A 10,804-nucleotide genomic window follows, 5' to 3' on the forward strand; every position below is an offset into this window, starting at 1 on the left:
ACGACCGAGGTGGGCACTCCCGGCGCGGCGATGGTTGGGCAGAGCCGGTCCCGGGGTAACGATGGCTCCCATGGACACCACGGATGTCGGCCGGGCCGCTCGTAGCGCGGGCGACCACCCGGCCCTCGAGAACGCCGCCCGGCTGGGGTATGCCGTGAGCGGGCTGCTCCATCTGCTCATCGCCTGGCTCGGCCTGCAGCTCGCCCTCGGCACCGGCACCGGTTCGGCCGACCAGTCCGGCGCCCTGCAGACCCTCGCCGGCACCGCGGTGGGCCGGGTCCTGCTCTGGGTGGCCGTCGTCGGCTTCCTCGGGCTCGGCCTCTGGCAGCTCGTCGAGCTGCTCGCCCGGGGCGACGCGTCGGACCGGCTCAAGTCCGGTGCGAAGACGGTGCTCTATCTCCTGCTGTCGGCGACGAGCTTCGCCTGGGCGCGCGGGACGGGCAGGAGCAGCAGCAGCCAGAGCGTCGACGTCACCGCGAGCCTGATGAAGGAGCCGTTCGGCCGGGTGCTCGTCGCCGTCGTCGGGGTGGTCGTCGTCGGCGTCGGCGGCTACCACGTGGTCAAGGGCTGGCGGCGCCGGTTCCTCGACGACCTCGTCAGCCACCCCGGCCGGGTCGCGGAGGCGGCGGGCCGGATCGGCTACGTGGCCAAGGGGATCGCGCTCATCGTCGTCGGGGTCCTCTTCGTCGTGGCGGCCCGACGTGACACGGCCCGCGGGTCGACCGGTCTCGACGGCGCCCTGCGCACCCTCCTCGCCCTACCCTACGGGCAGGTCCTGGTGGCCCTCGTCGCCGTCGGCTTCGCGGCCTACGCGGTCTACTCCTTCGCCCGCGCCCGGCACGCCAAGGTCTGAGCCGGCGCCGGGTTCACTCAACCCCCACCCCGGAGGGGTCGACGCTGCGTCAACCCCCCTCGGATGAGGCCGGTGATCAGGTCAGGTGCGGGGGCGGCGGCGGAGCCAGGCCCACGCGAGGAGGGCGCAGGTGATGCCGTTGAGGAGGCCGACGGTGACGTCGGTGACGTGGTGCATCCCGCGGTAGAGGCGGGCGTAGAGCACCAGCAGCGGGATGAGCAGGCAGATCGCCGTCAGCACCCGGCGCAGGGGGGCCGACGGGATCCGCTGGGCCAGCAGCGCAAGGGTCAGGTAGAGCGCGGTCGAGGCGCCGACGTGGCCGCTGGGGTAGGACGACGTCGGTGGTGCCGGGTCGAGGTGCGGGACGTCGGGCCGGGCGCGGCCGGCGACCATCGTCGCGAGGACGAAGACCGAGGCCTGCAGAGTGATCGCGATCGCGGGCAGGACCGCGACCCACCACCGGCGGGTCAGCCACCAGATCACGCCGACCATCACGACGCAGACCCCGATCACGATCTCGGTGTTGCCGACATGCGACCAGAGCCCGGTCACGCTGTCCCAGAACGGCGTCCGTCCGGACTGCAGCGTGCGGTTGACCGCGCTCTCGGACTGGAACCCGCCGAGCGGGCCCTCGATGAACGCGCCGATCCCGGCGATCACGACCCAGAGGACGACAGCGGGCCCGAGGACCCGCAGGGCGAGGTCGCGCAGCGCCTCGCTCCACCCCGGTCGGTCGATCGCGTCCCAGCGATGGACGAAGCTGCTGTTCCTGGCGGACCTCGTTGTCACACTCATCTGCTCACGCCTCGTTCCTTGTCGGGGTCGATACCGGTATGCCGCTCGGCGGCGGTGTCGCAGGACGGTCGCGGCGCCACCCCCGATAGCCGAGGACGGACGCCACCGCGATCCCGCAGCCCACCAGGACCCCGGCGATCGTGTCCGAGGGGTAGTGCACCCCGAGGTAGACCCGGTCGAGGGCGGTCAGGACGACGACGACGGCCGCCACGCCCACGGCATACGGGCGGGACCGGCGCGACAGCAGGGGCCAGAGCAGGATGACGAGGACGGTCGCGGCCGCAGCCGCGTTGGCGACGTGCCCCGAGGGGAAGCTGTAGCCCGGCGCGCTCGAGACGGGGTCGGCGACGACCGGGCGGGCGCGGGCGACGACGAGCTTGAGGTCGAGCGCGAGGTTCCAGGCGACCATCATCGTGACGAAGGCCCAGATCGCCCGCGCGCGGAGGCCCCCGCGCCACCACGCGAGCAGGCACACCGCGGTCGCGACGACGTAGACGTTGAGCGGCTGGAACGCGGCCTCCCAGACCAGGAGCGCCGACCGGAGCCCGGGATGGGCCCGGGTGACGTCGGTCGCCGCGCGAATGACCGACTCGTCCAACGCCGCCAGCGCACCCACCCGCTCCTGCACCACGAGGGCCAGCGCCGAGACCCCCACCGACACCACGACAGCCGCGACCACGCCCGGCACGACGCCGCGCAACCGCCACCGCCAGGCCGAAGGGGTGGCCGGCGCTGCTCGGTCGGAGGTCGTCATGCGGTCCGGCATCCGGAGAACATACCCGTTCGGGGCACCCCCCACCCCCCTCCGCCGGTATGCCGCATGGCCGGCCGAGGCGGCCGGAGGCGCGTCAGCCGACAGGCACCCGGACAACGAGCCCGCCCGCCAGCACCCTTGCCGTCAGCCCGAACTGGGCGCCCTTGGGGTCGCCGTCGATCTGGGTCTCCACCGCGTTGTGACACACGATCGTGAAGGTGTGCCCGGTGGACCGGAAGAGGCGCGGGTGTCCACGGCGGTGGCGGCTGGCGAGGTCGGCGGCCAGGGCCACCCAGCCGAACGGTCCCTTCGGGGCCATGATGACGGCGTCGAGCACCCCGTCGTCGAGCCGGGCGTCGGGGATCAGCTGGACGTTCCCCTGCAGGGTGCCGCAGTTGCCGATGATGACGCTCTGACCGTGCTGCTCCTGGGGGCGGGCGCCGTCGACCTGCAGGCTGACCCGGAAGCCGCGACGCCCCATCCGGGCGAGTCCCGAGAAGACGTAGGCCGGCCACCCCAGGACGCCCTTGACCTTCTCGTTGGTGTTGGCCATCACCTCGGCGTCGATGCCGATGCCGGTCATCACGAGGAAGACCTCCTCGTCGTCGTCCCGGGGGCCGTCGCGCTCGCGCCGGTCGCCCTTCAGCGCATCGGGTGAAGGGGATTCCGGGAAGAGCCGCACGAGCCCGACGTCGATCTGCCGGTCGGTGCCGGTGAGGATGACGCGCAGGGCCGGCTCGAGGCTGTCCACGGGCAGCTCGAGGTTGCGGGCGAGGAGGTTGCCGGTGCCGCCGGGCAGCAGCCCGAGCGGCCGGCCGGTGCCGACGAGCGAGGTCGCGACGGCGCGCACCGTCCCGTCGCCCCCGAGCGGGCAGACGATGTCGACGCCCTGCTCCAGCGCCTCCGCGGCCTGGCCGACGCCGGGGTCCTCGGCCGTCGTCTCGAGCCACAGCGGCTCGGCCCACCCCTCTTCGGCGCAGACCGAGGTGATCCCCTCGCGGACGTCGTCGAGGTCGGTGAACTTGGTCGGGTTGACGATGACCGCGATGCGACGCGTCCCGCCACCGGAGGAATCGGACATGAGGTGACCCTACCGGCGGGGGACGACCCGGCGGACCACCCTTTGGGGCGGTCCCGGTCAGCCGGTCGTGTGGCGGTCGGCGACCTCGAGGGCTTCGTCGAGGATCGCGATGCCCTCGGCGATCTCCTCGGCGGTCGTCGTCAGTGGCGGCACGACGTGGGTGGTGTTGAAGTGGACGAACGGCCACAGGCCCCGTTGCTTGCAGGCCGCCGCGAACTCCGCCATCGGTGCGTTGTCGGCGCCAGCGGCGTTGTAGGGCACCAGGGGCTCGCGGGTGGTCCGGTCGCGGACGAGCTCGAGGGCCCAGAAGACACCGAGCCCCCGCACCTCGCCGACGGAGGGGTGTCGCTCGGCGAGCGCCCGCAGCTGCGGGCCGATGACGTCGGCCCCGAGTGACCGCGCGTGGTCGACGATGCCCTCCTCCTCGTAGATCTGGATCGAGGCGACGGCCGAGGCGCAGGCCAGCGGGTGGCCCGAGTAGGTGAGGCCCCCGGTGAAGGGCCGGTGGCGGAAGGTGTCGGCGATGGCCGGCGTGATCGCGACCCCGCCCAACGGGACGTAGCCCGAGTTAACGCCTTTGGCGAAGACGAGGAGGTCGGGGGTCACGTCCCAGTGGTCGACCGCGAACCACTCACCGCAACGGCCGAAGCCCGCCATCACCTCGTCGGAGATCATCACGATGCCGTACTCGTCGCAGATGGCGCGGACGCCCGCGAGGTAGCCGTCCGGCGGGACGATGATGCCGTTGGTGCCGACGACGGTCTCGAGGATGATCGCCGCGACGGTGTGCGGACCCTCGACCATGAGGGTCTCGCGCAGGTGCTGCAGCGCCCGCTGGCACTCCTCCTCGGGGGTCGTGGAGTGGAAGGCCGATCGGTAGGGGAAAGGACCCCAGAAGCGCACGACCCCCGGCATACCCGGCTCAGTGGCCCACCGTCGCGGGTCGCCGGTGAGGGCCATCGATCCCGCCGTCCCACCGTGGTAGCTGCGGTAGGCGGCGAAGATCTTGTGCCGCCCGGTGTGGACACGGGCCATCCGGATGGCGTTCTCGTTGGCCTCGGCCCCGCCGGTCGTGAAGAAGATGAGGTCGAGGTCGCCGGGCGTGCGCTCGGCGACGAGGCGGGCCGCCTCGGAGCGCACGTCGATCGCGAAGGAGGGTCCGAGCGTGGCCATCCGGCCGGCCTGCTCCTGGATCGCGGCGACCAGCTTGGGGTGTTGGTAGCCGATGTTGACGTTGACCAGCTGCGAGGAGAAGTCGAGGTACTCCTTGCCGTCGAGGTCCCAGAACCGCGAGCCGAGGGCACGCGCGATCGGCAGCGGCTCGACGGCCCCGTGGACGGCCCAGCTGTGGAAGACGTGGTCACGGTCGCCGCGGCGGACGCTCTCCTGGTCGGTCGGGACGCGAAAGCTCCTGGGCGGCAGGGGAATCCGGCCGGTAGCGGGCAGGGGAGCCGGGGCGTCGGTGAGGGTGCGAGGGCCTTCGTCGAGCTGGGTCACGGGCGGTCTCCTGGTCTGCAGCGGTCGGGCGAGTGTGGGAAAGGGCTTGGGAGAGTATGCCGCCCGGCTAGCCGATCTCGGCCAGTCGAGGCGCGATGCGCTCACCGAACTCCGCCACGTGGGCGGCCGGGTCGGGGGTGATCGGGCGGCAGTGGAGGTGGGTGATGCCGAGGGAGGCGTAGGACTCGGCGAGCCGGAGGAAGGCGTCCGGGTCGTCCAAGGGGTTGACCTGCGGGCCCTGAACGGTCTTGGTGATCGTGTCGTAGTCGCGACCCAACGCGTCGCAGTGGCCACGCAGGACGTCGAGCTTGTGGGCGACGGTCTCGACGTCGGAGGCACCGATGTTGCACGCGTCGGCATACTGCGCGACGAGGCGCAGCGTCTTCTTCTCGCCGCTCCCGCCGATGACGATCGGCGGGTGCGGCCGGCTGAGGTTGGTGGGCACGTTGATCGTCTCCGCGAGCCGGTAGTGGGCACCGGCATACGGGCCCGCGTCGTCGCCCCACATCTGCAGGACGATCTGCAGCGCCTCCTCGAGGCGTTCGAAGCGCTCCTTGAGCGGCGGGAAGGGGACGCCGAGGGCGAGGTGCTCCCGCTCGTACCAGGCCGCCCCGATACCGAGGAAGGCCCGACCCTCACTCAGCACGTCGAGAGTCGTGACGATCTTGGCCAGGAGACCGGGGTGGCGGTAGGTGACGCCGGTGACGACCGTGCCGAGCTGCATCCGGCTCGTGCAGGCGGCGAGGAAGCCGAGCGTTGCGTAGCCCTCGAGCATCGGGTCGTGGGCCGTCCGGAACTGCTCCATCTGGAAGTAGTGGTCCATCACCGTGAACCACGTGGCGCCGATGTCCTCGGCGGCGACCGCGGTGGCCCGCAGGGCCGGGGCGTAGGACGCCGGACCCTCGGGGAGGTTGAAGTCCATGAAGTGGAAGCCGAAGCGCATGCGCCCCAGTGTGCTCCTGTGCGTGGATCTCCGTGTCTGTGGACCTCGGTGTCCGCGGACCTCAGCGACGAGCCAGCGCGACGAGGTAGCGGCAGGGGCGGCCGGTGCGGTTCTCGTAGGCGCAGTCCTGCGGCGCGCCGAGCTGGAGGCAGTCGCCCGGTCCCAGCTCGTGCACGACGTCGCCCTCACGGAAGTGCAGGCGACCGGCGAGCACCCAGAGCTGGTGGTGGTTGAAGGCGTAGGACTCGGCGGGGTAGGCGACCACGGCGCCGGCCGGCAGCACGACCTCGACGAGCTCCAGCGGCCCGCCGGGGGCCGGGGAGACGGCCCGCCGCACGTAGCCGGTCTCGGGGTCGGTCCAGCGGATCTGGTCGTCGGCCCGGACGAGGCGACGTGGCTCGCCTTCGGCACGAGCGAGCAACTCCGACAACGACATTCCCAAGGCGCCCGACAGCCGGCCGAGCAGTACCGCAGTGGGCTGGGCCCCGCCGCGCTCGATCCGCGAGATCATCGCCCGGGAGACGCCGGAGCGGTCGGCGAGAGCGCTCACCGAGAGGCCGAGCTGACCGCGGGCCGTGTGGAGGGTCGCCGCGATGGCGGAGGTCAGGTCATCGATCTCTGCGGGGTCCGGGTCCGGCTCGGGCAGGTTCACTCTGTCACTATAAGCGCATTCTGAGTACGATGGTGCCTATGAGCATCCGACAGGCCACGCCGGCAGACGCCCCGGCGATCGCGGCGATCTACGCGCCCTACGTCGAGGACACCGCGATCACCTTCGAGCTCGACCCGCCGACGCCGGCCACGATGGGCGAGCGCATCGCGGCCGCCCTGGTGGCCCACGACTGGCTCGTGCTCGAGCAGAGTGGTGACGACGGGAGGGGGCACATCGTCGGCTACGCGTATGCCGGGGAGTTCAAGTCGCGCGCGGCCTACCGGTGGGCGTGCGAGGTCAGCGTCTACCTCGAGCGCGGCCGCCGTCGCACCGGCGCCGGACGCGCCCTCTACGAGGCGCTCCTCCCCCGGATCGCCGCCCGCGGCTTCCGCCAGGCCGTCGCCGGCATGACCTTGCCCAACGACGCGAGCATGGGCCTCCACGCGGCCATGGGCTTCGAGCCGGTCGGCACCTTCCGCGACGTCGGCTGGAAGCACGGCCGCTGGCACGACGTCGCCTTCGCCCAACGGCCCCTGCTCGTCGCCCCCGACCCCCCGGCCGAGCCGCGCTGACCCGGAGAGTGATCCCAGCGCAGCCCCATTTCCACCCCCACCCGCCCCAACCTCGACGTGTTCCGGTGAGATCCGGGAAATCCCGGCCTGTGACACCCATTTCGCGGATCTCACCGCAACACGTCGTGGCTCGGTCTGAGGTCTGAGGCAGACTCAGGCGGTGGGCAAGTGGGCGACGGTCGTGGCGGTGGCGGTCCCGGGTGTCCTGCTCGCGGGAGTCGGCCTGCTGCATCCGACCGACCTCGACCCCGCGACGGCGCACACCTGGCGGACCCTTCACGTCTGGCTGATCCCGGTCTTCCCGCTCCTCGGCGCCGCGGTGTGGCTCCTGCTGCGAGGCGAGAAAGGGGTGTTCGCGCAGCTGGCCCGACTGGGGGCCTATGGCTTCGCCACCTTCTACACCGCCCTCGACGTCCTGGCCGGCATCGGCGCGGGGCTCGCCATGGAGCAGGAGGGCGCCTCCAGCCCGGTGGTGGGCCGGCTCTTCGACGTCGGCAACCGACTCGGCGCCATCGGGGTGTGGTGCCTGCTCGCTGCCGCGCTCCTCGGCGGCGCGGTCCTCGTCCGCCGCGACGGGCCCCGCGCGCTCCTCGGGACAGTCGTGTTCGCCGGCTCCTGCTACCCGTTCCTGCAGAACCACATCTTCCATCCTCGCGGCGTCCTCGCCGTCCTCGGCATCGCGCTCGGGCTGGCCCTGCTCGCCGCCGCCCGCTCGGCATCGGCATCGGCACCCGGCCGCGGCGCCATCGACGCGGCGCTCAGGGCGAGGTGAAGTTGAGCGTCCGCAACAGGTTCGGATCGGCGATCGGCACCTCGAACACGCCGGCGGCGCCGTCGGGGTCGATCACGATCCGGCCCTTGGAGGCGAGGAAGGTCGACATCTGGTTCTGGCCCGGGCCGTACCCCAGCGTGAAGGTGGGGTCGAGCAGGAACCCGTGCGGGTTGGTCATCGAGTTCGGCGTCTTGTCGTTGCGGTAGAACGTCGTCCGGTCCTGCAGCCCACCCGCGCGAATGAGGGTTCCGGCGGTCGGGTTGGGCACCGTCTGGTCGCCGAACGCCGACTGGATGAGCGTCCGGCCGTGCGGGACCAGGGGGGCGAAGGTCTCCGGGCTGCCGGCGCGCTCGATCCAGGTGTTCTCCGCGAGGAACTGCTGGATCGCCAGCGCGCCCGGCACCGGGGTGGTCACCGGGGCCTGCCCGGCGAGCGGCAGGGACTCGGTGAACCCGTCGACACCTCCGTTGAGCAGGCTCGGGACCGACAGGCCGAGCGCCTGGGTGATGAGGAGCCGGAACGACGGCGACAACCGGGCGATCTCGCTGATCGGTCCACCCGGGACGTTGAGCCCGAAGGCACTGACCGATCGGTCGGTCCCGGCGAACATGGTGCCGTAGATGCCGCCGAAGCTCTGCCCGTAGTAGGTGGGCTGGTTCCCGTCCAGCGGCAGGACCCGTGGACCACCCAGCGCCCGCGCGAGCGCGGCATCGTCGGCAACCGTCTGCCGCAGGCCGTCCCGGCTACCGACCTGGGCCAGCGGCGCCGGTTGCACCGCAGTGCTCGAGCCCTCGGTCGAGTCGATGGTCCCGTCGCCGTTCCGGTCGATGCCCCTGGCGTGGGCGGGAACGGAGACGGTGCGACCACCGCGGGTCACCTGCCAGGCGCTGCGGGGGCCGTAACCGTGCCCCACGACGTCGGTGGCGATCGTCGCCAGCCCTCGGGAGGCGTTGAGCGGCGCGGCGAGGAAGACGTCCGCATCGGAGCGCGTGAACCCGTGCCCGAAGATCGCCACCGGCCAACCGCCGCGGGGGACGGGGCCCGCCGGGATGATGGCGACGAACGGCACCCGCACCTGACCGGTCACGACCGGACCCCGGGAACGCGTCGGCGTCTGCGGGATGTCGCCGGCCGGAGTGAGCCAGGACGGGGACAGGTAGGAGCCGAAGACGTAGCGGCCGGCGGCCAGGCTCGAGAGGTTGGGGACGGGCGAGGTGCTGAGCGACGTCCCGAGGTCGGCCGTGTAGGCCAGCGCGGTGCCGGCGGCCGGGAACGTCGCGTCGATCTGCAGGCCGCGGTCCTTGGCCGGGATGCCCGCGGCGCGGTAGGCGGAGCCGTCGTCGAGCTGGGCGACCATGGCCTGCAGCCCGCTGGTGGCCGACATCGTGGTGAACGTCGTGCGGGGTATGCCGCGGGCCACCTGCGGCGCGGGGAAGTCGAGCCGGTAGGTGGTCCCGGGACGGAGCTGGTCGACCGGGTGGGCATACACGGTGGAGGTCGCGGCGTCGTAGACCACCCGGTCCAGCCCGGTCGAGAAGCCCCCACCCTGCTGGACGACACGCACCCCCGCCACCGCCGACGACGGGTCCACCGGTCCGGCGAAGCGCAGCGCGATGCGGGGGTCGATGTCGAAGCCGTCGAGCTGGTCGAGCAGCGTCACCGAGTTGCACTCGCTGACCTGCTTCTGGCAGGGGGGTAGCGGGAGGTTCACCCGCAGCCCGGTGGCCTGGGACGGGTCCCGGACGGTCAGCGCATCGTTGGGAAAGATGCTCACGAGGGAGTCTGCGGCGGGCCGAGGCGGCGGGGTCGCCGCGGCGGCTCCGGCGCCAGCAGCCAACGCCAGCGCGGCAGTGGTGATCAGGACGGTGGGGCGCGTGAGTGTGCGCACAGGTCATCTCCTCGTTGAGCGACGCCGGGTGGAGCAAAGGACACTGTCACACGTCGCAGACCGTCCGACAAGGCCCGTCGACCGCAGCCCCTCCGCGGGTGGGGCCCGATGTCACCGAATCCGCCGCAACGGTGGAATCATGCTCCTCGTGACCGATCACGCCCAGACGATCGCCTATCCCTCTCCCTCCGCCCGCCCCCGCCGCGGAGCCAAGGACGCCCTCGACCCGCACGTCATCGTGCTGTTCGGCGCGACGGGTGACCTCTCCCGTCGCAAGCTCATCCCCGGGATGGCCCACCTCGTGCTGTCGGCGCTCACCCCCGACATCCAGGTCGTGGGCACCTCGCTGGAGGACCTCGACGACGACAGCTTCCGGGCCTTCGCGAAGGAGGCCGTCGCGGAGTTCGGCACGCATCCGCTCACCCCGGAGCAGTGGGACGAGTTCGCCGCCCGCCTCCACTACGTCCCCAACTCCGCCGGGCCGGAAGGCCTCAAGGCCAAGGTCACGGCGGCGGAGGCCGAGCTGGGGGCCACCGTCCGGCGCATCCACTACATGAGCGTGCCCCCCAAGGCGGCCCCGAGTGTGATCTCGACGTTGCGCGACGCCGGGCTCGTGGACCGGTCGCGCGTCATCATGGAGAAGCCCTTCGGCACCGACCTCGAGAGCGCGATCACCCTCAACGACCAGGTCCACGAGACCTTCGACGAGAGCCAGATCTTCCGGATCGACCACTTCCTCGGCAAGGAGGCGGCGCAGAACATCCTCGCCTTCCGTTTCGCCAACGGCCTCTTCGAGCCGATCTGGAGCCGCAACTTCATCGACCACATCCAGATCGACATCCCGGAGACCCTCGGGCTCGACCGCCGGGCGGGCTTCTACGAGTCGACCGGCGCCTACAAGGACATGGTCGTCACCCACCTCTTCCAGGTCCTCGCGTTCGTCGCGATGGAGCCGCCGACCGCCCTGGAGCCGCGGGCCATCAGCGAGGAGAAGAAC

At 71.9% G+C, this 10,804-nt stretch carries 10 protein-coding genes and 1 pseudogene; 4 read left to right on the forward strand and 7 right to left on the reverse strand.

From position 1 onward, the window contains the following. Nucleotides 1-70: 70 nt before the first annotated feature. Nucleotides 71-853 (forward strand): DUF1206 domain-containing protein, encoded by a 783-nt coding sequence (locus Q0R63_RS12555; protein WP_295697666.1) that lies wholly within the window; start codon nucleotides 71-73, stop codon nucleotides 851-853. Between the two features lie 81 nt (nucleotides 854-934). Here the strand turns inward: Q0R63_RS12555 and Q0R63_RS12560 are convergent, their stop codons facing one another. The 6 genes from Q0R63_RS12560 to Q0R63_RS12585 form a co-directional block, all read right to left on the reverse strand. Further along, the gene (locus Q0R63_RS12560; protein ID WP_295697667.1) at nucleotides 935-1,648 is read right to left on the reverse strand and encodes a phosphatase PAP2 family protein; all 714 of its coding nucleotides are present in this window, start codon (nucleotides 1,646-1,648) and stop codon (nucleotides 935-937) included. Between the two features lie 4 nt (nucleotides 1,649-1,652). After that, nucleotides 1,653-2,414 (reverse strand): phosphatase PAP2 family protein, encoded by a 762-nt coding sequence (locus Q0R63_RS12565; protein ID WP_295697668.1) that lies wholly within the window; start codon nucleotides 2,412-2,414, stop codon nucleotides 1,653-1,655. 82 nt (nucleotides 2,415-2,496) lie between these two features. Then, nucleotides 2,497-3,483 (reverse strand): diacylglycerol kinase family protein, encoded by a 987-nt coding sequence (locus Q0R63_RS12570; RefSeq protein ID WP_295697669.1) that lies wholly within the window; start codon nucleotides 3,481-3,483, stop codon nucleotides 2,497-2,499. A 57-nt stretch (nucleotides 3,484-3,540) separates the two neighbouring features. Then, nucleotides 3,541-4,911, reverse strand: coding sequence for an aspartate aminotransferase family protein (locus tag Q0R63_RS12575; protein WP_295697679.1), 1,371 nt, complete (start codon nucleotides 4,909-4,911; stop codon nucleotides 3,541-3,543). Nucleotides 4,912-5,047: 136 nt separating this feature from the next. Beyond that, nucleotides 5,048-5,923: an LLM class F420-dependent oxidoreductase gene (locus tag Q0R63_RS12580; RefSeq protein ID WP_295697671.1), complete on the reverse strand. Its 876-nt coding sequence runs from the start codon at nucleotides 5,921-5,923 to the stop codon at nucleotides 5,048-5,050. A 61-nt stretch (nucleotides 5,924-5,984) separates the two neighbouring features. Next, nucleotides 5,985-6,575 carry a helix-turn-helix domain-containing protein gene (locus Q0R63_RS12585; protein WP_295697672.1) on the reverse strand — a complete coding sequence of 197 codons (591 nt, stop codon included), beginning with the start codon at nucleotides 6,573-6,575 and terminating at the stop codon, nucleotides 5,985-5,987. Nucleotides 6,576-6,613: 38 nt separating this feature from the next. On the opposite strand from Q0R63_RS12585, the gene Q0R63_RS12590 reads away from it, so the two are divergent. Continuing rightward, nucleotides 6,614-7,147, forward strand: a complete 534-nt coding sequence (locus tag Q0R63_RS12590) for a GNAT family N-acetyltransferase (RefSeq protein WP_295697673.1) — start codon at nucleotides 6,614-6,616, stop codon at nucleotides 7,145-7,147. 160 nt (nucleotides 7,148-7,307) lie between these two features. Beyond that, the gene (locus Q0R63_RS12595) at nucleotides 7,308-7,919 is read left to right on the forward strand and encodes a hypothetical protein (RefSeq protein WP_295697674.1); all 612 of its coding nucleotides are present in this window, start codon (nucleotides 7,308-7,310) and stop codon (nucleotides 7,917-7,919) included. Here the strand turns inward: Q0R63_RS12595 and Q0R63_RS12600 are convergent. Beyond that, nucleotides 7,906-9,807, reverse strand: a complete 1,902-nt coding sequence (locus Q0R63_RS12600; protein WP_295697676.1) for a hypothetical protein — start codon at nucleotides 9,805-9,807, stop codon at nucleotides 7,906-7,908. The two genes, Q0R63_RS12595 and Q0R63_RS12600, sit on opposite strands and share 14 nt — an antisense overlap. A gap of 139 nt (nucleotides 9,808-9,946) precedes the next feature. Here Q0R63_RS12600 and Q0R63_RS12605 point away from each other — a divergent pair. After that, nucleotides 9,947-10,804: pseudogene (locus Q0R63_RS12605) on the forward strand (glucose-6-phosphate dehydrogenase); the annotation flags it as partial.

It is taken from the genome of Lapillicoccus sp. (assembly GCF_025353065.1).
In the GTDB taxonomy this organism is placed as follows: Bacteria; Actinomycetota; Actinomycetes; order Actinomycetales; family Dermatophilaceae; genus Lapillicoccus.

Coding starts and splice junctions, on each gene's coding strand:
- Q0R63_RS12555 (WP_295697666.1), top strand. CDS start 71: ATGGACACCACGGATGTCGGCCGGGCCGCTCGTAGCGCGGGCGACCAC.
- Q0R63_RS12560 (WP_295697667.1), bottom strand. CDS start 1,648: ATGAGTGTGACAACGAGGTCCGCCAGGAACAGCAGCTTCGTCCATCGC.
- Q0R63_RS12565 (WP_295697668.1), bottom strand. CDS start 2,414: ATGCCGGACCGCATGACGACCTCCGACCGAGCAGCGCCGGCCACCCCT.
- Q0R63_RS12570 (WP_295697669.1), bottom strand. CDS start 3,483: ATGTCCGATTCCTCCGGTGGCGGGACGCGTCGCATCGCGGTCATCGTC.
- Q0R63_RS12580 (WP_295697671.1), bottom strand. CDS start 5,923: ATGCGCTTCGGCTTCCACTTCATGGACTTCAACCTCCCCGAGGGTCCG.
- Q0R63_RS12590 (WP_295697673.1), top strand. CDS start 6,614: ATGAGCATCCGACAGGCCACGCCGGCAGACGCCCCGGCGATCGCGGCG.